The sequence below is a fragment of the Ruegeria meonggei genome, assembly GCF_042768335.1.
Classification (GTDB): domain Bacteria; phylum Pseudomonadota; class Alphaproteobacteria; order Rhodobacterales; family Rhodobacteraceae; genus Ruegeria; species Ruegeria meonggei.
The window spans coordinates 3,217,913-3,240,823 of the sequence record NZ_JAXHBT010000001.1; the positions used below are offsets into that span (position 1 = coordinate 3,217,913).

Genomic DNA, 22,911 nt, shown 5'->3' on the forward strand with positions numbered 1-22,911 from the left:
GACATGACCCACCCCCTCTGGTTCGATCCCGGCTTGTGCCTGATTGGCGGCGCTTGGGTGAAACCTGCGTCACAACAGGGCTTGTCGCTGATCAACCCCTCAGACGGGTCCGAGATTGCCCGGATTGCGCGGGGGCAGGCCAGCGACATAGATGCCGCCGTCACTGCGGCTCAATCAGCGCTGTCGGGCGACTGGGGTCGCAAAACCGCGCTGGAACGCGGGCGTATCCTGACGCGGCTGGGTCGGATGGTGCTGGAACGGGTCGATGATCTGGCGGCGCTTGAGGCGATGGATGTCGGCAAGCCGCTGACCCAGGCGCGGGCGGACGCGGTGGCCCTGGCGCGGTATTGCGAGTTTTATGGCGGTGCTGCGGATAAGGTGATGGGCGAGACGATCCCGTATCTGGACGGCTATACCGTCTATACCCTGCGCGAGCCGCATGGGGTTACGGGCCACATCGTGCCGTGGAATTACCCGATGCAGATCATTGGCCGCTCGGTCGGGGCGGCGCTGGCGATGGGCAATGCCTGCGTGTTGAAACCGGCGGAAGAGGCCTGTCTGACGGCGCTGGCCTTTGCCCATCTGGCGCAACAGGCCGGTCTGCCCGCCGGGGCGCTGAATGTGGTGCCGGGGATTGGTGCCGAGGCCGGCGCAGCGCTGTCGGCGCATCCGGGCATGCAACATATCTCATTCACCGGCTCGGTCGCCACCGGTGCGCTGGTGCAACAGGCGGCGGGGCGCAATGTGGTGCCGGTGACGCTGGAACTGGGCGGGAAATCTCCGCAACTGGTGTTTGACGATGCCGATCTGGACGCCGCCCTGCCGTTTCTGGTGAATGCGGGCATTCAGAACGCAGGGCAGACCTGCTCGGCCTCATCCCGCATTCTGGTGCAGCGCGGGGTGTATGAGCAGGTCAAATCCCGCATGGCCGACGCTTATGCCGATCTGACCGTTGGCCCGGCGCATGAGGATTTGCGCCTTGGCCCACTAATTTCGGCCCGGCAACAACAGATCGTGACGGGGTTTTTGGCCAAAGGAAGTGATCTCAGCATCGCTGGTCAGGGGAGGATCGTCGATCATGCGCCTGCGGGCGGGGCCTATGTCCGGCCGACCCTGTTTGCTGATGTGCCCCCGGATCACGTGCTGGCGCAGAATGAAGTCTTTGGCCCGGTTCAGGTTCTGATCCCCTTCGAAAGCGAGGAAGAGGCCGTACAGATTGCCAATTCCACCGAATACGGTCTGGTTGCCAGTCTTTGGACCCGCGACGGCGCGCGGCAGATGCGATTGGCGAAACAACTGCGCTCGGGTCAGGTGTTCATCAACAATTACGGCGCAGGGGGCGGAGTTGAACTACCCTTTGGCGGGGTCGGCAAGTCCGGCCATGGCCGAGAAAAGGGGTTTGAGGCCCTGTATGGCTTTTCACAGGTTAAAACTGTGGCCGCCCACCATGGTTAGAGCCTAAACGATCACCTCGATCGGTTCTTGCGCGCCGACGTGGAACACTCGTTTATAGCGGTCAATCTCACTGGTTGGACCCATCGCCTTTTCCGGGTTGTCCGACAATTTCACAGTTGGGCGGTCATTGGCCGAAACAGCCTTGCAGACCAGCGAAAACGGTGCCAGTGCGTCATTCGGTACAAGCCCGCGGAAATCGTTGGTCAGCAGCGTGCCCCAACCAAACGAGACGTTGGTGCGACCGGCAAACTGGCTGTGCAGTTCGCGGATCTTGTCCACGTCCAGACCGTCGGAAAAAATAACCCGCTTCTGGTTCGGGTCCTCGCCGCGCGACTGCCACCATTTGATGGCGGTTTCCGCCCCGGTGGCCGGATCGCCGCTGTCGATGCGAATTCCGGTCCAGCCCGCCAACCAGTCGGGGGCGTTGTCCAGAAACCCCTGCGTGCCGTAGGTATCGGGCAGGATGATGCGCAAATTGCCATCATGTTCGTCGTGCCAGTCGCTGAGGACATCATACGGCGCCTGGGCCAGTTCGGCGTCAGTGTCGGCCAAGGCAGAGTACACCATGGGCAATTCATGGGCGTTGGTGCCGATCGCCTCAACCTCGCGCCGCATGGCAATCATGCAATTCGAGGTGCCGGTAAAGGCTGAACCCAGCCCTTCCATCATCGCTTGCACGCACCAGTCCTGCCACAGGAAGGAATGCCGCCTACGGGTGCCGAAATCGGCAATGCCCAACCCGTCAATACCGCGCAATTGTTCGATCTTTTCCCAGACGCGGGTCATCGCACGGGCATACAGCACCTGCAGCTCGAACCGGCGCATGTCGTTCAACACTGCGCGGGACCGCAGTTCCATCAGTACCGCCAGCGCGGGAATTTCCCACAGCATGACTTCGTGCCACTTGCCCTCGAAGGTCAGTTCGTACTGATCGCCCTTGCGTTCGAGGTGATAGGGCGGCAGGCGCATATTCTCGAACCATTCCATAAAGTCCGATCGAAACATCTGTCGTTTGCCATAGAACATATTGCCGCGCAGCCAGGTGCTTTCACCCCGGCTGAGGCTGAGCGTCCGGATGTGATCGAGATGCTCACGCAGTTCGCTCTCATCAATCAATTCAGCCAATGGAATGTGATTCGACCGGTTGATCAGGGAAAAAACCACATCTGTTTGGGGCTTATTTCGAAACACTGACTGGCACATCAGCAGTTTGTAGAAGTCCGTGTCGATCAAAGACCGTACAATCGGGTCAATCTTCCATTTATGATTGTACACGCGTGTCGCAATATCGACCATGGGGAACTCCTGCGATTTCCGTTGTTAGATCAATAGGTGCGTGGAATGGCAAGAGTTGCTAGATTGAAGACAATGACAAGGTCAGGTCACAAATCGAGCATATTATGTGATCTTTTCACCGGTTAGTGAAAAGAAGGGATGGAAGCGTAAGGTTAATTCAGTGAATGGTTTTCGAGTACGACTTTGATATTGTAGCTATTGCTCCGGATGAGGTGGATCCCGAACACGGCGTTGCGGCCGTGACCGGAAACCGTGCCGTGCGAGCATGGTTTCGCGACATTCGAACCGTTCAGGCCTTGCACAGCGCATCCCCAAAGATTCGTCGGATTTTTGTGGATTCGGGGTTCAGCCTTGAGACCCACAGTAGCGGTCTGCCGCATGGGCTCTACCTGCCTGAAGACGCCGTCGACCGGGAACGCATCTTAAAGCGCCTGTTTGCGAACATCCGCAATATGGGCGTCCAGGGCGAGTATTTCGGCGAATTCGATATCTGGCAATTTCTCGATGATGTAAAACAGGCACGTCCCGAGCCTGAAACCACTACCAATATCGTTGATCAGACGGTCGCAATGCGGCAGCCACACGCTTCCACTACGAAAAGACGCTCGGTTCAATGGCGCATTGGAATTGCGCTGGGTCTGGCTGTGATGGTGATTGCGATTCTCAGGTTTCTGGCTGCGGCAGGTGCCACACCTTAGACCAGGGTAACGCCCGATTCGCGCATTGCCGCTTGCGCAGCGACCAGAGACCCTTCTAGGTCGATTGCCCTGCACGCCCCCATTCGTACAGTGACGTCAAACCCTAGGCGCGCCGCGTCCACTGCTGAGAAATGGACGCAAAAATCCGTCGCCAGCCCGACCATCGTCAGCGTGCCAATGCCCCGCGTTTTCAAATAACCCTCTAGCCCAGTAGGCGTGGTCTGGTCGTTTTCAAAAAAGGCCGAATAGCTGTCAATCGTGCCTCGGAACCCTTTGCGAATGATCAGGTCGCCATCGGTGCGCAGGCCGGGATGAAATTGCGCGCCCTTGGTGCCTTGCACACAGTGGTCCGGCCACAAAACCTGCGGGCCATAGGGCATCTCGGTCATGTCATAGGGACTTTTTCCGGTGTGAGAACTGGCGAAAGAGGAATGCTGGGCCGGGTGCCAGTCCTGGGTCAGAACAACGGCATCGAAATCGGGCATCATGGCGTTGATGGGGGCCACAATCTCATCCCCGCCCGGGACGGCCAACGCGCCCCCGGGGCAGAAATCGTTCTGGACGTCGATCACGATCAGGGCGTGGGTCATAGGGGCCTCCATCTTTTGCACTATGGGTAGGCGGCGGGGACAGGGGCGTCAATGCGGTCTCTTGCGCCTCTGCGCTGGCGGGTTTAGACCGCGCGCATGTATACGATCGCTGCTCTCTATCACTTCACCCGTTTTCCGGATCACGCCGCCTTGCGGGATCCTTTGCTGGCGTTATGCCACGCGCAATCGGTCAAAGGTACGCTGCTGCTGGCGCAAGAGGGGATCAACGGCACTATCGCCGGGCCCCGCGCCGGGATCGACGCCGTTCTCGCGCATATCCGCGCCTTGCCCGGTTGCGCCGATTTAGAATGGAAAGAGGCCACCTCAAACCATCCACCATTTGGCAAGATGAAGGTGCGCCTGAAGACCGAGATCGTGACCATGGGCCAGCCAGATGTCGATCCGCGTGCGCGGGTTGGAAATTATGTGGATCCCGCACAATGGAATGACCTGATCCGGTCCGATGATGTGGTGGTGATCGACACGCGCAATGATTACGAGGTGGCGATAGGTACGTTCGAGGGCGCGTTAGACCCTGAGACCGCCAGCTTCCGCGAGTTCCCAACCTGGTGGGAAGAGAACAAGGACCGCTTTCACAACAAGCGCGTCGCCATGTTCTGCACCGGTGGAATACGGTGTGAAAAATCCACCAACTACCTGCTGGGGCAGGGGGTCGAAGATGTCTACCACCTCAAAGGCGGCATTTTGCGATATCTCGAGGAAATGCCCGTCGAAGACAGCGCCTGGCAAGGCGAGTGTTTTGTGTTCGACAACCGCGTGTCGGTGGGTCACGGGCTGGTCGAAGGTCCACACCAACTGTGCCATGGATGCCGTCGCCCGATTCTGCCCGAGGATATGAAACGCCCCGACTATGAGCACGGCGTGACCTGTCACCGCTGCGTGGATGAGACATCAGAGGCCGACAAAGCCCGGTTCCGGGAACGTCAGAAACAGATCCTGTTGGCACGCCAACGTGGGCATGAACATCTGAGCGCAGAGTAAGCGCAATGTCCCGCAAGCCCACGACTTTGGAAGAATGGAAATCAACTCTGCTGGCGGCCGTTGGCATGGTTGTCGCCAGCTTTCTGGCCTGGTTCGTGCTGTCGCGCCTAAGCGAGGCAACCGCCGGGGACACCATTGGCACGTTTGCATCGGTCGGGCTGGTTCTGTGGGTGGTCTCGCAATCGTGGTTCTACATGACGCAGGTAAAGTCGCCGCGCCGCCTGCTGTTTCTGATGGGCATTTCCTTTATCCAGGTTGTCCCGTTCCTGTTTGCCGCCGTGTATGGCGCATTTGGGTACACAGATAATTGCGTGTTCGGGGCGCAGGGACCTGCTGATGTCTTGTATTTCTCGTATGTCACTTTCACCACGGTTGGATATGGCGACATGTCCCCAACCGGTCTGTGTCGGGCGCTGGCCTCAGCCGAGGCTGTGACGGGCTATATCCTGCTGGGTATGTTTGTGGCTGCAGCTGTGGCGCTGTATTCACGCAACCACGGCCATAATTAGACACTGATACAGGGCTATTTGTTCTGATCTATCCAGCGCGACATCATTTGTTTGTCGCGAAAACACTCGGATGGGATCGGGCGCCGTTTGCTGCGCGAGATGCGCTCGGCGAATGCGACCTGTTTGCCAGTTGGATAATTTGCAAAAGGGGATGGATCGTCAGGCTTATGCGCCGATATCCACGCGGACATGGATTTACGATCCCGCCGAGCTTCGACCGGAATTTCAAGCGCGGATTGTTGCGCGATGGCGTGAGCATACCGCATCTGCCTGTCGGTGACTGGCAGCAGGTGATAGTCATTTGTCGGGCCGCCTGGGGCGGAATTTCGCAAGCTCTGGGCCATCGGGTGATCCTCTGACTGTGTAGAACATAAATAGAACATTAACCGCTTTTTTTCAAGAGGGCGCCCGGCCGGCTGGGCAAAAGCCTGCCAGTTTCAACGTTTATTGACTGATCAATCAATAAACGCTAAATGCAAATCAGACTGTCCCCGCGCCCAGGCATTCCGGCGCAGATAATAAAGAGGACCCGGCATGAAGTTTCAGCCCAAGGCCAGCCATTTCATCAACGGCGCATATGTCGAAGATACCAGCGGCACCCCCATTGATGTCATCTATCCGGCCACTGGAGAGGTTATCGCAAAGCTGCATTCTGCCACGCCAGATATCGTAAATCAGGCTCTAAACAGTGCAAAAGCGGCGCAATCTGAATGGGCCGCGATGTCGGGAACCCAACGGGGTCGTGTTCTGCGTCGTGCTGCCGATATCATGCGCGACCGCAATCGCGAGCTGTCGATTCTGGAAACCCATGACACCGGCAAACCATTGCAGGAAACGTTGGTGGCCGATGCGACCAGCGGGGCAGATGCGTTAGAGTATTTCGGAGGCTTGACCGCCTCACTCACCGGTGAGCATATCCCGCTGGGCGGCGGTGACTTTGTTTATACCATTCGCGAGGCGCTGGGCGTCTGTGTCGGCATCGGAGCTTGGAACTATCCAACCCAGATCGCCTGTTGGAAAGGGGCTCCGGCGCTGGCCTGCGGCAACTCGATGGTGTTCAAACCGTCCGAGACCACGCCCCTGTCTGCCCTGAAAGTTGCTGAGATTCTGATTGAAGCGGGCGCACCCAAAGGCGTCTACAATGTCATTCAGGGCTATGGTGATGTGGGCGCATCGCTGGTGACAGATCCGCGCGTGGCCAAAGTGTCGTTGACCGGGTCGGTGCCCACAGGCCGCAAGGTCTATGCCGCAGCCGCCGATGGCATGAAGCACGTCACGATGGAACTGGGTGGCAAATCCCCGATGATCGTGTTCGACGATGCCGATATTGAAAACGCGGTTTCGGGCGCGATTTTGGGCAATTTCTATTCCTCGGGTCAGGTCTGTTCAAACGGCACCCGTGTGTTCGTGCAAAAGGGCATCAAAGACGCTTTCCTTTCCCGCCTGTCCGAACGTCTGTCCACCGCGAAAATTGGTGATCCGCTGGATGAAGAGGTCAATTTCGGTCCTATGGTCAGTGAAAACCAGATGAAGATCGCGCTGGGTTACGTTGAAAAGGGCAAATCCGAAGGCGCGCGGCTGGTCTATGGCGGTAACCGGGTCGATGGCGAAGGTTATTACATGCAGCCGACGGTTTTTGCCGATGTAACCGATGACATGTCCATCGCCCGCGAGGAAATTTTTGGCCCGGTCATGTCCGTGCTGGACTTTGACACCGAAGAAGAGGTTCTAGCCCGCGCCAACGACACCGAGTTTGGTCTGGCTGCTGGCGTGTTCACCAATGACCTAACGCGTGCGCATCGCATCGTGGCAGGTTTCGAGGCTGGCACCTGTTACATCAACACTTACAACCTCGCTCCGGTTGAGGCCCCGTTTGGAGGGTCGAAAATGTCCGGCGTTGGGCGCGAGAACTCGAAACTGGCAATCAACCATTTCAGCGAGATGAAGACTGTCTATGTCTCGATGAACGATGTTGAGGCGCCCTACTGATCAAAACCGGCCCTTCAAACTCTGTTTCCGACACTCCACGTCGGGAACAGAGTATAAGACCGCTTTGACCTGTGGCTGACTTTCCTGCACGGGCGCCCCACATGCGCCCGGCAACAGGAGGTCAAGCCCATGAAAACCCACGCACAGGCCGTTGTGATTGGAGGCGGGCTAGTCGGTTGCTCGATCCTCTACCATCTGGCCAAGCTTGGTTGGACCGATGTGGTCCTGCTGGAACGCGATGAGCTGACCTCTGGCTCGACCTGGCATGCGGCGGCTAACATTCACGGGTTGCACGACAACAACAACATCACCCGCATCCAGCATTATACGATGAACCTGTATAAAGAGCTGGAGAAGGAAACCGGGCAGGGTTGCGGCGTGTTTCAATCCGGGTCCCTCTATCTGGCTCAAACTGAGGACCGCGAACATCAACTGCGTCTGCAGGAAGCCAAGGCCAAGTTCTATGGCCTGAACTTTTTTGAAGTCAGCCGCGAACAGGCGATGGAACTGCACCCGCTGGCGCAGTTCGACGATATCCGCTGCATCATGTTTGAACCCGATGGCGGCAATGTCGATCCGTCTGGCGTGACCATGGCCTATGCTGCTGGTGCCCGCGCGATGGGCGCCACGGTTGAGCGGTTTTGCCCTGTAATAGGGACTGTACAACAACCTGACGGGTCATGGATCGTGCGCACCGAAAAGGGCGACATCCACACGCAATGGGTGGTGAATGCGGGTGGTCTGTGGGGGCGCGAGGTGGCCGCGCTGGCCGGGATCGAACTGCCTTTGCAACCGACCGAGCATCAGTATTTCGTCACCGAAACCATCGACGAGGTCGCCAATCTGGGCCGTCGCCTGCCCTCAATCGCCGACCGGGATGGTGAATATTACTTCCGGCAAGAGGGCAACGGCCTGCTGATTGGAGCGTATGAAAAAGACATGCGGTTCTGGGCTGAAAACGGCACACCGCTGGATTTCGCCCATGACCTGTTTCCCGATGATCTGGACCGCATCATGGAAAACGTCATTCGCGCGACCGAACGCGTGCCGGTGGCTGCCACCGCCGGGGTCAAGCGGGTGATCAACGGCCCGATGATCTGGTCACCCGACGCGAATGCGATCTGGGGTCCGGTCCCGGAACTGCGGAACTATTTCTGCTGTACCGGCATCATCCCGGGCTTTTCGCAGTCCGGAGGTCTGGGCCTGTTGTCGGCGCAATGGATGATTGAAGGCGAGCCGCAATACGACATGTTCGCCTGGGATCTGGCGCGGTTTGGGGATTGGGCGGACAAGGCCTTTACCAAATCTCGGGTCGAGGACGCCTATACCCACCGCTTTGCCATACATTTCCCGAACGAAGAACGCAGCGCCGGACGCCCGGCCCGCCTTCGCCCAGCCTATGAAATGCAAAAAGACATGGGATGCGTCTTTGGCCTGAACTGCGGCTGGGAACATCCGTTGTGGTTCGCGGAACAGCCTCACACGGTTGAGACCAACGGCTTTACCCGCCAGAACTGGTGGCAGCCGGTGGACCAAGAAGCCCGGATGCTGCGTGAGACCGTCGGTATCATCGACATCTCAAACTTTGCCAACTACGTGGTCAAAGGACCGGGCGCGTATGACTGGCTGGATCAGCTGGTTGCCAACCGGGTGCCGACCCAGATCGGCCGATCCTGCCTGACACCGATGATCTCGGTTCGTGGCGGCGTGGCGGGCGATTTCACCATCACCAAGGTTGCTGACGACGAATACATGATGATCGGGTCCGGCATGGCCGAACGCTATCACCAACGGTTCTTCAACATGGTCGATCTACCGGCAGGAACCACATTCGAGGTGGCCACCAACCGGATCGCCGGTTTTAACGTTGCCGGTCCAAAGTCCCGCGATCTGTTGCAACGGCTGACCAATGCGGATCTGTCCAATGATGGTTTCCGCTTCATGCGGTCCCGCACGATTGATGTCGCAGGCATTACCTGTCTGGCCATCCGCGTCAGCTTTACTGGTGATCTCGGGTGGGAGCTGCACTGCGCCGAAGCCGATCAAATCAGGCTCTATTCCGCGTTATTGGAGGCCAGCAAAGCATTCAACGGCGGCCCCGTCGGCGGCCGTGCGCTGGGATCCCTACGCATCGAAAAAGGATATGGGTCGTGGGGTCGCGAATATTCTCAGGAATACTGGCCGCACGAGGTTGGGCTGGACGGTTTGATCAAGCTGGACAAGGAATTCCTGAACAAGGACGCTTATCTGGCCGTCAAAGACACCCCCCCGCGCGAGGTTTTGTCGGTCTTTGAGGTTGCGGTAAATGAGGCCGATGCCTCGGGTGGTGAGCCTATTTTCACCCCTGACGGCACGCCGGTCGGGCGTGTAACATCAGGGGCGTATGGGTACTCGGTGGGAAAATCTCTGGCGATTGGTTATGCCGACCCAAAGGTCGTGCAGCCCGGCGATACGGTTGAGGTGTTTATCCTGGGCAAGCCGCATAAGGCCAAATTGCTGGCGGAGCCGCCGTTTGATCCGGCAGGCCATCGCCTGCGCGGTATCAACGCGCCGGTGATGGAGCCTGTCAAATGACCGATACCTTTGACCGCGTCGCCGAATTTGCTCTGAACCGTTCCGCGGATACCATGCCCGACAGCGCCAAAGAGGCCGCAGCGCTGATGATGCTGGACACGATGGGCATATTGATCGCCTCGGGTCCGATGCAGGCCGGAGTGATCGCGCGCGACACAGCGGCGCTGCTATATGCCAGCACTGATCCAAGTTATGGCACGCGGATGATGTTTGATGGCCGCGCGGTCAGTCTGGCGGGGGCGGTCTATGCGGCGGCGACGCAAACCGACAATCTGGACGGGCATGACGGTTATAACCCAACCAAAGGTCATATCGGCGTTGTGGTTCTGCCGACGCTGATCGCACTTGCTGAACATCGTCCTGCCCTGACCGGCCCCGAGGCGCTGGCCGCTGTGATTACAGGATATGAAATCGCCGGACGAGCCGGCTTGTCGCTGCATGCCTCTGTCAGCGACTATCACACCTCAGGTGCGTGGAATGCGTTGGGCGTTGTGGCCATGGCGGCCCGGCTGCGCGGACACACGCCCGAGCAATTGCGGCAGGCAATGGGGATTGCTGAATATCACGGCCCTCGCAGCCAAATGATGCGCGAAATTGCGAACCCGACGATGTTGCATGATGGGTCGGGATGGGGTGCGCTGGTGGGCGTGTCCTCTGCCATTCTGGCCGAGCGCGGGTTTACCGGCGCCCCCGCCATCACCATAGAGGCCGCAGCGGCAGCCCCGCATTGGGACGATCTGGGTCAGTTTTGGCAGGTCGAACATCAATATGTGAAACCTTACCCAATCTGTCGCTGGGCCCATGCCGCCATCGACGGGGTTCGCACGGTGATGCGCGACAATGGTTTGACCCACGCTCAGATCCGGTCAGTTGACATCAACAGTTTCCACCAGGCCGCCTGCCTTTACGCAGGGCTGCCCGATACAACTTCGCAAGCCCAGTATTCCCTGCCTTTTGCTGTTGCGGTTCAGGCCATCTATGGCCGGATCGGAGTCGAACATATCTCAGGCACTGGTTTGGCCGACCCTGCAGTGGCGGATTTGCTGACTCGCATTCGCGTGGCCGAAAGCGACCGCCACACCCGGCGTTTTCCGCAGGGACGTTGGGCGGATGTTACCGTTGTCACCACCGATGGGCGCGTGTTTGAGTCGGGCGACGTCAATGCGCGCGGCGGTCCCGAAGCGCCGATGAACCGCGATGAGGTCATCGGCAAATACACAGAATTTGCGGCTCCGGTGGTCGGTTCAAACCGTGCCGATGCGATCCGCAAGACCATGCTCGGCTGGGTCGACCCCGACACGCGGTATTCTGACCTGTCAAATTTGATCTTTGACGGCCCAGAGGTGTGATGCTGCCTGGACCCGGACAAAGCCACTCTCCCCGGTTAGCGGAGGTCTGCCCTGTTACTCTTGCCCCAGTGTTGCGAATAGGTCGGCAATCCTTTGTCGCGTTTCCGCGCTGTCCTGAAGCAGCTGCGTCGCGTCTGCCAAGGGCTTTTCAGGTTGCCGAGACGGCAAAACCATCAGGCCTTGGGTGGCCTGCATAACCCGGCCGTATTTCAGGTCATCCAACGCGTGGCCCTGATCCGGCTGATCCGCCAGCCAGAACAACCTGTTCGCCGCATCCAATTGCCCTAAATTGTGTAACAATTCGCCCGCTGCACTGAACTCTCGCGTCGCCATCAGTGCTTCGACACGCATCGATACCGCCGTGGCCGAGAGGTCATTGTCCAGTTCCAGGATGACCTGATGCGGGCGCTGATCCAGCAGGGCCGCTTTTGCGCGCAGCCTGGCTCGCTCACCCCTTCGGAGTTTGTCTTGTGGACGTTTCGCCAAAGACAGGGTCTGTTTCGAGAACCCCAGCGACGACAACCTGTCCGCCACAGCAATGGCAGAATCTGTCGTCAGTGCCTGAGACGACCTGGGCGGCAAAGTCAAAACGCGCCGCAGAAACGTCTCGTCATCGGCCCGTTCGGTCAGGATCAGCACCACACGATTCAGCGCCTCCGCGTTTTCAGCTTCCATCGGCAGGTCTGTTGCCAAATCCATCGCGGCATCAAATTCCTGCCCCAGGCTCAGGGCAAGGGTATGGGTTCGCCGCATCACCGGGCCAATGTCGGATCTGCGAAACTCAACCGTGTAGGATTCGGCCAGGTCGATCTCTTGCGCAGACACGGCACCGCGGTCGGTCCAGCGCTTGTCGACCAGACGTGCCAGCGCCAGCGGGGCTTCCAGCGTCGCCTCTGATGCGGAAAGTACTTCGGTTAGCAGGGCCTCGGTCCTTGGGCCATTCCCCTCGGCCTTGGCAACTTTGGCCTTGGACTGGGTTACCTCCGGGCTGGTCTGAGTTTTGACCCGGTCAACCGACCGCAAAACACGGCGGGCAGCCTCAAGTTTTTGCGCTTTTACGAAAAGGTTCGAAAGCCCGGGCCCCACGTGTCGACGCAGATGATCCGGCAAGCGCGCAAATGCCTGTTCAATAGCGATCAGGTTGGCATCGTCCCGTAGGTAGCCTTCGGTCAACGAGGCCCATAACGCGACGTCGCTATCGCAACGCTGGAGATCCGCGAACGGGTTCTGGTCTGTCAATGAATCCTTATCCAGCACCCGGGCAATGGCCGCAATCCGGTCCGTTTCTGCCGTCTTTTCCCCTAACAACTCAAGTGCCCTTAGCGCCTCGACCCCAAAACCTGAATAGGCATATAGCTTGGCCAAGTTCAGCGCGCGCGCTGTGTCGATCACGTCAAACTCCTGATACAGACCGGATCGGTACGCGACGGTTTGAACCTGGAACGGGCGATCATCGGACCAATCGTCAAACTTAAGCTCTGCGTTGGAGATACACGGGGGGCGGCGCACCAAATGCGGCACATCCGGGCCAAGCAACCCGTTCAGTTCGTCCAGAATCGAGGTCACCTCAATGTTCCGCTCAAGGTCCGAAGTCAAAAGCATGTTCTGATTTGCCGCAGAAGTTCGGGGCCCGATAGGGGCGATGTTCAGGTCAATGATATCGCGATCAGCCCCTTGCATCAGCCGCGCCGCCAGCTGATCCTCCAGCCCGCTTGCGTTCAGTGACAACAAAGGCAAGGCCAGCCCTTCAAAACTCTGCACTGTCGTCATGGGTTTGGTCTCAGGCTGGGTATTGGGTACGGCAGGGGGCGGGATATCACTGGTAAGCGGCGGCAGAAACGACCCCGGCGCGATATCCACCACGATCATCGTGTCCCGGAATAGAAACGCTGAGGCAGCGCAATCGCAGCCAAACTCCATCTCCAGGGGCGCGCCCGGTTCTGGCTGCGAGATGGTGGCCAGACGGTTTTGGGTCAGGCGTTGAAAAACCGAGCCTGTCTGGAATGCCACATCGTCCAGCGTGACACTCAGTTTGGCGCCGTTTTTCGATTGTTTCAGGCCCCATTCCGTGCCCGGCGGTACCTGAACAACCAACCTGGTGTACCCGTCATGTTCGCCCGAGCGCACGGTCACATCCCGCGCCACGGCCATACCAGCCGCAGCGATAAGGGCAGAGGTCAACAGAGCACTCCGGATCATGCCGCCGCCTGCTTGAGTTCTTTCAGCGCCTCTTCCAACTCTGTAAAGCCCGGTCGGTTGTGCGTCGGTGTGTTCTGGCGACCGACTTCGATGCACATGGCCGGGTTATGGTTGTGCAGATTGGCAACCAGAACCTCTTTGATCAGCTGATAGAAATGGTTGTCTTCTTCGGCCACCGCCTTCAGCTTGCCCGCAAACGGACCCACCAGACCATAGGCCAGAAACACACCCAAAAACGTCCCCACAAGCGCACCGCCGATCAACTTGCCCAGCACTTCTGGCGGCTGATCGATCGAGCCCATCGTCTTGATCACTCCCAAAACCGCAGCAACGATACCTAGCGCGGGCAAGCCATCTGCAACCGTCTGCAGGGCGTGGCTGGAATGCATGGCATGGTGGAAATTCGTCTCCATCCGTTTTTCCAGAACTTCTTCGACCTGGTGCGGATCATCATAGTTCATCGACGCGGATCGCATCGTATCACAGATCAGGTGGACGGCTTCTTTGTCAGCCTGGATTTTGGGATAGGCCGAGAACACCGACGAAGTTTCCGGTTCCTCAATATGCTGTTCAACCTCAACCGGGTTGGCCTTGGCAATGCGGATCAGCGAAAACAACAGGCAAAGCAGATCGCGATAATCCTCGGGTTTCCATTTCGGGCCTTTGAACACTTTGCCCATGTCCTTGACAGTGTGTTTGACAGCACTCAGATCGTTGCTGATCATAAAGGCACCAACTGCGGCTCCGCCGATCATCATCATCTCAAAAGGCAGTGATTTCATGATGATAGCCATCTTTCCACCCGCAGCCAGATAGCCGCCGAACACCATGGCGAAGATGACGACAATTCCGATAATTCCGATCATGGGTGATCTCCAGCAAGTTCCGATGCGGGGTTGAAAAACATGTTATTCCTGAGGGGCTGAAGCGTTGCGCCCGGCCATGATCACGCTGATCGTATAAGCGCCCTCGGGGCTTAGGCCGGCCAGAACGCCAGCAGCAGCGTCCGGAGGCATGCGGGACAGGAACCCGGCGGCAAATGTCGGGTCCATCGTTTCAAACAAGGCGGCGGCGTCTTTCGGCTTCATGCTTTGGTAGACATCAGTCAGGCGCGTCAGGTCGGTTTCGGCGGCTTTTTCCGCAAGGGCGAGTGTTGCACGCAGGGCCTCTTCGGCCTCTACCAGGGCGACCAGACGGGTTTCGATGGCCTTGTCCGCGATCTCAAGCGCTTTTTCCCGGTCCAGCGCTGCGGCTTCGCGCCGTTTCAGTGCCTCTTCCCGGCGCCTCAATTCTGTCAACAGCACCTGCGCGCCGGGCAATTCGGCCTGGGCCTTCATGGCCAGCGGCACCGTTGGCTCAGCGCTTTTTGCCAGTGCGGGTCCCGCTTCGAGCCCGACGCGAATCGCGGCTGACCCGATCATCAGCAGCGAGATGACCGCAAGCACGCCCCCCTTTGGGCGTTTCTTGCCAGGTCGCCGGGTCATGGCGCGGCCTCACCACCAGCGCGGCGGTGTCTGAAGAACATTACGCCGCCCGGGTGCTTGGCCGGTGCCGTCGCCTCATCCTTATCTTCTTGCTTTGGTTCGGAAACGGCGGGAGTATTCTCGGTCTCGGTCTCGGTCTCGGTCTCGGTCTCGGTCTCGGTCTCGGTCTCGGTCTCGGTCTCGGTCTCGGTCTCGGTCTCGGTCTCGGTCTCGGTCTCGGTCTCGGTCTCGGTCTCGGTCTCGGTCGCCTCAGGGGCGTCTTCAGCGGAGTCGGAAACGGCAATTGGTTCCGGGTCGGCGGGTTTCGGCGGGGTGTCATCCTGCGGAACCACGTCGTGCATCGACGCCATCATCAGCTCCAGCCGCTGCGCAACGGATTCAGCCCTTTGGGTCAGCTCTTTCAGCGCCGCGCCTGACTGGTCCGAGGCCTCGCGCGCCGCGCCAAGCGACTGTTTCAACTCATCCGCCTGGGTCGACAGAACGGCAACCGCACCGCCCACACCTTTTTCCAGATCAGTGAATCGTTTAAGCCGCCGGGACAGCACGAAACAATAAAGACCCGCTCCCAACGCGCCGGCGACCAGCAAAATATCTGCAATCAGCTCCAACTTCGCCTCCTAGTTCAATACGAATTCCATCACGAGAACGTCGCGCACGCGGCCTTCTCCGACGACGATTTCAATGCGCCGCAGCAGGTGGCCGCGGATTCGCATCAGGGCTAAGGAATCCTCAAGGTCCGAAACTTCGAGCGCGCGCAGATACCCGTTCAGCACATCCATGATTCGCGGTGTCATCTTCTCTACGTCAGCGATGTAGTCAGTGTTCACCTCAAGTTGGGCGTGAAATTTTAGATGCCGCGAATCGCCCGCATTCACCGAAATGATCACCGGTGGAAGATCGATAAAGCCAACCTGCGGCAACGCCTCTACAGCCTTACCAACATCCTTTTCCAAGGCCGCATTCGCCGCCGGCTTTCCCCCGATAGGCAGCATTCCGGATGTGGTCAGGAAGTACCCGCCCGCGGCCCCCACAAGGGCCAGAACAACCCCGATGATCACTCCTTTTTTCTCAGATTTTTCCGGGACTTCTGCCTGTTCTGCAGTCGCGTCAGTCATGACGTCCTCATTTATCCGTTCTGCAATCGTCATAACCCGGCAGGGACTAACCGATTGTTAAGGGCAATCGTCCAAACAGGGGATGCGTCGGGCAGAATGTCGGCGAGTCGGAGGTGAGCGTGCAGCAGATCGGAACTGTCTGGGCAAGTTTGGACAGGCGTAAACAAATTATCGTCGCTGGCGCGGTTGTGCTGGTGTTTTTCGGGGTCCTTGGGATGTCACGTCTGGCGACGGCGCCGTCGATGACCCTGCTTTATGCGGGGTTGGAAAGCGGGGCCGCGGGCGACATCGTCCGTGCGTTGGATCAACGCGGCGTCACCTTTGAGATTCGCGGCGGGTCGATCTATGTGCCCGGATCGCAGCGGGATGAGCTGCGCATGACTTTGGCCAGCGAAGGCCTGCCTGCCAATGGCAATCGCGGGTATGAGCTGCTGGATTCCCTAAGCGGGTTTGGCACCACGTCGCAGATGTTCGACGCCGCCTATTGGCGCGCGAAAGAAGGTGAGCTGGCCCGGACAATTGTCGGCAGCCCCCATGTCAGCCAAGCCCGGGTCCATATCGCGAACGGATCGACCAACCCGTTTCAGCGCAGTGTGGCCCCAACGGCCTCGGTCTATCTGGTGGCGTCGGGGGCGCAGTTCACCTCGGACCAGGCCAAGGCGATCCGATTTCTTGTGTCTTCGGCGGTCAGCGGCCTGGCACCCGAGAATGTGGCCGTGATCGATTCGAACGGGGCGGTGATCGGCGGGCAGGAAACCGCTGTGGCGGCGGATACGGCCGATGACAAGGCCCGTCAGCTGCGGGAACGCGTGATGCGGCTGGTTGAGGCGCGTGTAGGGGCCGGAAATGCGGTGGTAGAGGTCAGCGTCGATACCGTGACCAAGACGGAATCGATCCGCGAACGCCGCTTTGACCCAAAAGGGCGTGTCGCCATCAGTACCGATGTCGAGGAGCGATCAGACAGCGCCCGCAACCAGTCTTCGGATGTCACGGTGGCCTCGAACCTGCCTGATGGGGATGGGGCTGGTGGGGACGAGTCCAATTCCAATGCCACTGAAACCCGCGAACGGATAAACTATGAGGTCTCGGAAACCGAGCTTGAGGTGCATAACGCTCCGGGCGCGATCAAACGACTAACGGTTGCGGTTCTGGTCAACGGAACGCGCGCAGTAGATGCCGCCGGGGTCGAAACTTTTGTACCGATGCCAGAGACCGAGATGGGCGCTCTGAAAGAGCTGGTCGCTTCGGCGGTGGGGTTTGATGCGGATCGGGGGGATGTCATCACCCTGAAATCACTGGACCTGCCGGTGGTCGAACCGGAAGGCACCGTGGCATCATCGTCGATCTGGCAAAAAATGCATTTCGACGCGATGTCGCTGATCCAGATGACGGTTCTGGCCATTGTTTCGCTGGTTCTGGGCCTGTTCGTGGTCCGCCCAATCCTGACGAAACCGGCATTGGCGCCAGCGCTACTGCCTGTGGACACTGCGCCCGAGCCCGAATCCTACCTGACCGGCGAAATTGCGTCTGAGGACAGCGGGCAATTCACATCCTTGCCCGGAAGTGCGACCGCTGGGGCCGTTCCGGCGCTGGCCGCGCAATCCGGTGCCGATCCGGTTGATCGGTTGCGGGCGATGATCGGTGACAAGCAGGAAGAGACCGTCGAGATCCTGCGCAGTTGGCTCGAAGAAGGTGAGGAGCGTGTGTGATGTCGATAGCCCATCTTCTTGAGGATTTCACGTTGCAGTCTGGAGGCGGCAAGTTGCACTTGCTGGACGAAGACGCGCTGGATGAACAGCGCCTGGCCTCTTTTGAACAAGGATATAGCGCCGGTTGGGAAGACGCGGTTCAGGCGCAGGAGCAAAGCCGCGGGCAGGTCTCGGCCGAGCTGGCCAAGTCGCTTGAGGACATGTCCTTTACCTACCACGAAGCGGTCACCCGGATGGGCCTGTCGTTGGAACCGATGTTCAATAGCCTGGTCAACGTAGTCCTGCCTGAGACTTTGGAGAGTGGCTTTGCCGCCCGGCTGGTCGAACAACTGGTCGACATGGCGCGCGACCAGCTGGGTCAGCCGATGCAGATTTTCGTGCCCACAGGCCGCGCGGGTGAGGTTGAGGCGATGGTGCCCCAGGAACTGTCTGCGCCCACCCAAGTGATCGAGGATCCTGCGTTAGAGGCAGGGCAGGCCAGGCTACAGGTCGGCACATCCCAACGAGAGGTTGATTGCAGTGGTCTGCTGGCCTCGGTCGCCGGGGCATTCGACGCATATGTATTTGAGGCAAAAGAGGCAGCGAACAATGAGTGATCCACAGACCCCGAAACCCGACAAGGCAAACCCGTTTGAGGCTGTGCCGATCGAAGTCACGGTCTCGGTCGGACGGGCAAGGCCGTTGATCCGGGATCTGCTGAACGTGGGTGAGAACGCCGTGCTGACGCTGGACAAACGGATCGAAGACCCAGTCGATCTGTATGTGGGCGATCAACTGGTCGCCCGCGGCCTTCTGGAAGAGATGGAGGGTGACCAGGCCGGGCAGCTTGCGGTGCGTCTGACCGAAATTACGGACCTGCAGAACGGGATAGGTTGATGCGGTCTCTGCTGTGGCTGGTCGTGGTGCTTGGGGCTCTGACCCCCTCATTTGTTGCGGCGCAGGACTTGTCGCTGTCGCTGGGTGAGGGGGGCTCGATCTCGGCCCGAAGCATTCAGTTGATCTTGCTGATTACCGTGCTCAGCCTAGCACCGGGGCTGGCGATCATGATCACCTGCTTTCCGTTCCTGATCACGGTTCTGGCCATCTTGCGGCAAGGCATCGGGTTGCAGCAATCACCGCCCAATATGCTGATCGTCAGCCTGGCGATGTTCCTGACCTATTTCATTATGGAACCGGTTTTTACCGAGGCCTGGACAACCGGCATCAGGCCGATGGTTGAAGAAACCATGGAGGTCGAACCGGCGCTGGAAATCGCCATCCGACCGTTCCGCGCCTTTATGGCCGCACGGCTGGACGCCGACACGTTTCACTCCATGGCTGCCTTACGCCCAGGCGGAGAGGCGATCGCGCTTTCTGAAGAAGCACCCCTGTCGATTCTGATGCCCTCGTTCATGTTGTCCGAAATTGCCCGTGCCTTTCAGATCGGTTTTCTGATCTTTCTTCCGTTCCTGATCATCGATCTGGTGGTGGCGGCGGTGTTGATGTCGATGGGTATGATGATGGTCCCGCCCGCAACGGTCTCTTTGCCGTTCAAGCTGGCGTTCTTTGTCATCGCTGATGGCTGGTCGCTGATCGCCGGAGCCCTTGTGCGCAGCTATATGACCTGAGTTGCCAATTGGCCAAAAATGCAGGTTCCGCGGATCAGAATTTTATCTGGAGGTGACCTTGGGAGTTCAGATTAATGTGGCCGCTGACGCAGCAGTCTTTTCGACTTCATGTCTCGCTCGGTTGACGAGAAAATGGAACAATACCTGGAGCGGGCCGTGGAATGCGACGGAGAGTTTTAGGCCCTGAATGGACCACTCACAAGCTCAGAGAAGTTGCTGACTTTGCCTCTCGAACGAGGTTACAAGCAGGACGCCGAACGAGCGCGGAAGGTATTGGTCAAGCGTTTCGGCCGCTGGTGTGAGCCGTACTAGAGCCAAGCGGTTGAAAAACCGCCGCGTAACACAATTGCGCAGCGGTTTCTTGGTGCCATCGTCAGCGGTTCAGGTGACCTTGTTTCGGTTCATATCCTTGATCAGGCGGTTCAGGTCTCCACCGCGTGCGTCCAGCATCGCGCCAACCTCGGTGCGTTCAGTCAGCAGCATATTCACCCCTTCGATGAACATGTTGAAGAACTTGTCGCGCCCCGACTTGTCCGAAACCAGGAACGTAACCTCGAACGGAGAGGAACCCTGCAGTTTGACCGATGTACGAACCTCGTACCCGGCTTTGATCTTGCGGGCGTTGCGCACCGTAACCTCGCCACCGATAAACTCGCGGAAACGCCGGCCGTATTTGTTTGAGATATAGCCCTGAAATGCCTTGGTGAACTGTTTCAACTGTGAGGGGCTGGCCGAGCGGCCGTCTGCCCCCAGCACATAGCGCGCCATGATAGGCACATCGGCATATTGCACGAAGATTTTCTCGAAGTCGCGCAGCATGGATTTTTCGGATTTGCCCGTGGCAATCACGCGGTTGATGTCGTCAACAACACTGACCACCAGCGCCTTGGCGCTGGCTTCGGTTTGCGCAAACGCGGGCAGGGGAAGGGCGGAAAGTGCCAAACCAGCAATGCCGGTCGCAACAAAACCGCGTCGATTCAGATGGTTACTCTGCATAGGGGTCCTCGTAAGGGTCTAGGTAGGGGTCCCTGACAGGGTCGGTCCCAATTTCGGCATAAGGGTCGTCATACAGACCCAGATAGGCGTCCTCATCGTCCCTTGCCAGTTCAAAGCGGCGGTTTTGCAGGTAAATTGTTTGTGCCTGCGCATAGCTGTCGGCGCTTTCATACAGGATCGAGTCAACCGTGTCCGAGAATCGGCCCCGATCGCCCATCCGGCGCACAACCTCGGCGTAGACACCGATATTGTCGACCGGGCGGACCGGGCTGAAATTGATGGGGTTCGAGAAGAGGTTCACCACAACACCCACTGCATCCCGCGCGGTCGAGGGGCCATAAAAGGGCAATTCGACATAAGCGCCCTCACCCACACCCCAAACGTGCAGGGTTTCACCGAAATCCGTATCCACGGGCGGCAGGTTCAGTTCGCTGGCCGGGTCTGACAGGCCGGCGCCACCTACAGTCGTGTTGATCAGGAACCGCAGCAAGGCGTTGCCCGATTGCTTGATGTTACCCTGCAACAGGTAGTCCACCGCTTGGCCGGGCATCGTCAGGTTTTCCGCGAAATGGTTGAAGCTGGTCACCATCGGATCGGGGACGATCTTGACATAGCCTTTCGAGGCCGGGCGGAACAGGAACCGGTCAACACCGAGGTTGAACTTGTGGATGCCCCGGTTGGTATTCTCATAGGGATCAAAGGTTTCGCCCCGCGCGGCCTCTTCGGTGGGCTGCGTTGCGCAGGCGCTGAGAGCTGTCATCAGGGACAGGACGATCAGGTGCTTAAAGCTAATTCTGCTCAACACGGTCTTTGCCACTCCAAACCGTTCGGATACTGATTTTCCGAACTTTCAATCAATACTGCCTGCGGCCGTTGTACGCGGCCCAATCCGATGTCCATAGCTGTTCCACAGCCATTATTAAACAGCTAGCGTTTAACCCGCCAGATAGGCAGAGGTAAAGTGACACAAGTTCAACACTTCGGAATAAGAAGAGTTATGCCCACCAAATGGGCGAGATACCTCGCCGTTTTCGCACTTTCCGAACCCCGTCTTCCCGGTTAGCTTCACCCCGACTCAAAGCTTGGGAGGATACCTGATGAGCATCGCTGCAAGATTAGAAGGCCTGGGTGTTGCCCTGCCGGACGCCCCCGCACCGGCGGCTAACTATGTGCCTTTCGTACGCCTCGGCAATATTGTGTATGTCTCGGGACAGATTTCGAAGGATGACGATCTGATCACCGGCAAGCTGGGCGATGACATGGAGATCGAGGCTGGCGCGGCCGCAGCCAAAGTCTGTGCCATCAACCTGTTGGCACAGGTCAAGGCCGCCTGCGACGGTGATATCAACAAGCTGGTGCGGGTGATCAAGTTGACCGGTTTCGTCAACTCAACCGCCGATTTCACCGCGCAACCACAGGTCATCAACGGTGCATCGGATTTCTTGGTCGAAGCGCTGGGCGATGCCGGACGTCATTCACGGTCTGCTGTCAGCGCGGCGTCACTGCCTTTGGGCGTGGCAGTGGAAATCGAAGGTATTTTCGAGGTTCAATGACACCGTCCCTGCCATCCGTTTTCCTGCAAATCCCGATCGCGCATCGGGCGTTGCACGACATCTCGGATAATCGCCCGGAAAACAGCCGGGCGGCCATTCGGGCCGCCGTTGCAGCCGGATACGGGATTGAGATCGACCTGCAACTGACATCGGACAACCGGGCGATGGTGTTTCATGACTATGACATGACCCGCCTGACCGGCCAACCCGGCCCGATCCGGCAGATCACTGCCGATCAAGCGCTGGACACGCCGTTGCTGCACGCGGATGACGGCATTCCAGCGCTGGACGAAGTGCTTAAGATGGTGGCTGGAAAAGTGCCGCTGCTGGTCGAACTCAAGGATCAGGATGGCGCAATGGGTCCGGCAGTCGGTCCGTTGGAACAGGACGCGGTGCGCGCCTTGCAGGGCTATGAGGGCCCTGTGGCTGTGATGTCTTTCAACCCTCATTCGGTGGCTGAACTGGGACGGCTGGCCCCTCATCTGCCGCGAGGCATCGTGACGGGCTCTTATCAGCCAAAGGTCGAGCTTTTGCCGCAGGATGTAGGCGATCACCTGCGTGGGATCCCCGATTTCGACCGCGTTGGTGCCAGTTTCATCAGTCATGAGGTCAAGGATCTGGCCCGGCCCCGCGTGGCCGCGTTAAAGGCGCAGGGCGTGCCGATCCTGTGCTGGACCGTGCGCTCGCCCAAACAAGAGGCAGAAGCCCGCGCCATTGCCGACAATGTGACTTTTGAGGGGTATTTGGCCATTCATCCGGGTTGAACCCTCGCCCGGCAGTCACAGA

The 22,911-nt window shown here is 58.7% G+C and carries 22 protein-coding genes and 1 pseudogene; 13 read left to right on the forward strand and 10 right to left on the reverse strand.

The features are described from left to right. The first annotated feature begins 3 nt into the window (after positions 1 to 3). Positions 4 to 1,455 carry an aldehyde dehydrogenase family protein gene (locus SJY13_RS15865; RefSeq protein WP_377192182.1) on the forward strand — a complete coding sequence of 484 codons (1,452 nt, stop codon included), beginning with the start codon at positions 4 to 6 and terminating at the stop codon, positions 1,453 to 1,455. Positions 1,456 to 1,458: 3 nt separating this feature from the next. Here the strand turns inward: SJY13_RS15865 and pncB are convergent, their stop codons facing one another. Then, positions 1,459 to 2,751: a nicotinate phosphoribosyltransferase gene (gene pncB, locus SJY13_RS15870; RefSeq protein ID WP_377192184.1), complete on the reverse strand. Its 1,293-nt coding sequence runs from the start codon at positions 2,749 to 2,751 to the stop codon at positions 1,459 to 1,461. A gap of 164 nt (positions 2,752 to 2,915) precedes the next feature. Here pncB and SJY13_RS15875 point away from each other — a divergent pair, with 164 nt between their 5' ends. Continuing rightward, entirely contained in the window at positions 2,916 to 3,449 is a 534-nt protein-coding gene (locus SJY13_RS15875; protein ID WP_377192186.1) for a hypothetical protein, read from the forward strand. Here SJY13_RS15875 and pncA read toward each other — a convergent pair. Beyond that, positions 3,446 to 4,039 (reverse strand): bifunctional nicotinamidase/pyrazinamidase, encoded by a 594-nt coding sequence (pncA, locus tag SJY13_RS15880; protein ID WP_377192188.1) that lies wholly within the window; start codon positions 4,037 to 4,039, stop codon positions 3,446 to 3,448. The two genes, SJY13_RS15875 and pncA, sit on opposite strands and share 4 nt — an antisense overlap. 96 nt (positions 4,040 to 4,135) lie before the next feature. On the opposite strand from pncA, the gene trhO reads away from it, so the two are divergent. Next, positions 4,136 to 5,041, forward strand: a complete 906-nt coding sequence (trhO, locus tag SJY13_RS15885; protein ID WP_377192190.1) for an oxygen-dependent tRNA uridine(34) hydroxylase TrhO — start codon at positions 4,136 to 4,138, stop codon at positions 5,039 to 5,041. A 5-nt stretch (positions 5,042 to 5,046) separates the two neighbouring features. Further along, positions 5,047 to 5,550, forward strand: a complete 504-nt coding sequence (locus tag SJY13_RS15890; protein WP_377192192.1) for an ion channel — start codon at positions 5,047 to 5,049, stop codon at positions 5,548 to 5,550. A 14-nt stretch (positions 5,551 to 5,564) separates the two neighbouring features. Here SJY13_RS15890 and SJY13_RS15895 read toward each other — a convergent pair whose 3' ends face one another. After that, on the reverse strand, positions 5,565 to 5,894 hold the full coding sequence (locus SJY13_RS15895; RefSeq protein WP_377192194.1) for a hypothetical protein: 330 nt from the start codon (positions 5,892 to 5,894) through the stop codon (positions 5,565 to 5,567). A 190-nt stretch (positions 5,895 to 6,084) separates the two neighbouring features. Here SJY13_RS15895 and betB point away from each other — a divergent pair, with 190 nt between their 5' ends. The 3 genes from betB (at position 6,085) to SJY13_RS15910 (ending at position 11,462) form a co-directional block, all read left to right on the forward strand. Then, entirely contained in the window at positions 6,085 to 7,539 is a 1,455-nt protein-coding gene (gene betB, locus SJY13_RS15900; RefSeq protein ID WP_377192196.1) for a betaine-aldehyde dehydrogenase, read from the forward strand. A 129-nt stretch (positions 7,540 to 7,668) separates the two neighbouring features. Further along, positions 7,669 to 10,113: a GcvT family protein gene (locus SJY13_RS15905; protein ID WP_377192198.1), complete on the forward strand. Its 2,445-nt coding sequence runs from the start codon at positions 7,669 to 7,671 to the stop codon at positions 10,111 to 10,113. Continuing rightward, positions 10,110 to 11,462 (forward strand): MmgE/PrpD family protein, encoded by a 1,353-nt coding sequence (locus SJY13_RS15910; RefSeq protein ID WP_377192200.1) that lies wholly within the window; start codon positions 10,110 to 10,112, stop codon positions 11,460 to 11,462. Before SJY13_RS15905 ends, SJY13_RS15910 begins: the two co-directional genes overlap by 4 nt. A gap of 54 nt (positions 11,463 to 11,516) precedes the next feature. Here SJY13_RS15910 and SJY13_RS15915 read toward each other — a convergent pair whose 3' ends face one another. From SJY13_RS15915 to SJY13_RS15935, 5 genes and pseudogenes are all read right to left on the reverse strand, one after another. Beyond that, positions 11,517 to 13,661 carry a hypothetical protein gene (locus SJY13_RS15915; protein WP_377192202.1) on the reverse strand — a complete coding sequence of 715 codons (2,145 nt, stop codon included), beginning with the start codon at positions 13,659 to 13,661 and terminating at the stop codon, positions 11,517 to 11,519. Next, positions 13,658 to 14,527, reverse strand: coding sequence for a flagellar motor stator protein MotA (gene motA / locus SJY13_RS15920; RefSeq protein ID WP_377192204.1), 870 nt, complete (start codon positions 14,525 to 14,527; stop codon positions 13,658 to 13,660). Before motA ends, SJY13_RS15915 begins: the two co-directional genes overlap by 4 nt. Positions 14,528 to 14,569: 42 nt before the next feature. Further along, positions 14,570 to 15,145: a MotE family protein gene (locus SJY13_RS15925; protein ID WP_377192206.1), complete on the reverse strand. Its 576-nt coding sequence runs from the start codon at positions 15,143 to 15,145 to the stop codon at positions 14,570 to 14,572. A 319-nt stretch (positions 15,146 to 15,464) separates the two neighbouring features. Then, a pseudogene (locus SJY13_RS15930) lies at positions 15,465 to 15,753 on the reverse strand (hypothetical protein); the annotation flags it as partial. 9 nt (positions 15,754 to 15,762) lie between these two features. Continuing rightward, positions 15,763 to 16,260 carry a flagellar basal body-associated FliL family protein gene (locus tag SJY13_RS15935; RefSeq protein ID WP_377192208.1) on the reverse strand — a complete coding sequence of 166 codons (498 nt, stop codon included), beginning with the start codon at positions 16,258 to 16,260 and terminating at the stop codon, positions 15,763 to 15,765. A 119-nt stretch (positions 16,261 to 16,379) separates the two neighbouring features. Here SJY13_RS15935 and fliF point away from each other — a divergent pair, with 119 nt between their 5' ends. From fliF to fliP, 4 genes are read left to right on the forward strand one after another with little or no spacing between them, the layout of a single operon-like run. Beyond that, the gene (gene fliF, locus SJY13_RS15940; protein ID WP_377192210.1) at positions 16,380 to 17,969 is read left to right on the forward strand and encodes a flagellar basal-body MS-ring/collar protein FliF; all 1,590 of its coding nucleotides are present in this window, start codon (positions 16,380 to 16,382) and stop codon (positions 17,967 to 17,969) included. After that, the gene (locus SJY13_RS15945; RefSeq protein WP_377192212.1) at positions 17,969 to 18,565 is read left to right on the forward strand and encodes an ABC transporter ATP-binding protein; all 597 of its coding nucleotides are present in this window, start codon (positions 17,969 to 17,971) and stop codon (positions 18,563 to 18,565) included. Before fliF ends, SJY13_RS15945 begins: the two co-directional genes overlap by 1 nt. Then, positions 18,558 to 18,845, forward strand: coding sequence for a FliM/FliN family flagellar motor switch protein (locus SJY13_RS15950; protein WP_377192214.1), 288 nt, complete (start codon positions 18,558 to 18,560; stop codon positions 18,843 to 18,845). Before SJY13_RS15945 ends, SJY13_RS15950 begins: the two co-directional genes overlap by 8 nt. Next, positions 18,845 to 19,576 carry a flagellar type III secretion system pore protein FliP gene (fliP, locus tag SJY13_RS15955; RefSeq protein WP_377192216.1) on the forward strand — a complete coding sequence of 244 codons (732 nt, stop codon included), beginning with the start codon at positions 18,845 to 18,847 and terminating at the stop codon, positions 19,574 to 19,576. Before SJY13_RS15950 ends, fliP begins: the two co-directional genes overlap by 1 nt. A gap of 381 nt (positions 19,577 to 19,957) precedes the next feature. Here fliP and SJY13_RS15960 read toward each other — a convergent pair whose 3' ends face one another. Next, positions 19,958 to 20,572, reverse strand: a complete 615-nt coding sequence (locus SJY13_RS15960; RefSeq protein ID WP_085822659.1) for an MlaC/ttg2D family ABC transporter substrate-binding protein — start codon at positions 20,570 to 20,572, stop codon at positions 19,958 to 19,960. After that, positions 20,562 to 21,332 (reverse strand): MlaA family lipoprotein, encoded by a 771-nt coding sequence (locus tag SJY13_RS15965; protein WP_085822780.1) that lies wholly within the window; start codon positions 21,330 to 21,332, stop codon positions 20,562 to 20,564. The genes SJY13_RS15960 and SJY13_RS15965 overlap by 11 nt, the downstream gene beginning before the upstream one ends. Before the next feature lie 337 nt (positions 21,333 to 21,669). On the opposite strand from SJY13_RS15965, the gene SJY13_RS15970 reads away from it, so the two are divergent. Both SJY13_RS15970 and SJY13_RS15975 read left to right on the forward strand, forming a co-directional pair. Beyond that, positions 21,670 to 22,125, forward strand: coding sequence for a RidA family protein (locus SJY13_RS15970; RefSeq protein ID WP_085822660.1), 456 nt, complete (start codon positions 21,670 to 21,672; stop codon positions 22,123 to 22,125). Further along, on the forward strand, positions 22,122 to 22,889 hold the full coding sequence (locus SJY13_RS15975; RefSeq protein WP_377192218.1) for a glycerophosphodiester phosphodiesterase family protein: 768 nt from the start codon (positions 22,122 to 22,124) through the stop codon (positions 22,887 to 22,889). The genes SJY13_RS15970 and SJY13_RS15975 overlap by 4 nt, the downstream gene beginning before the upstream one ends. Positions 22,890 to 22,911 lie beyond the last annotated feature (22 nt).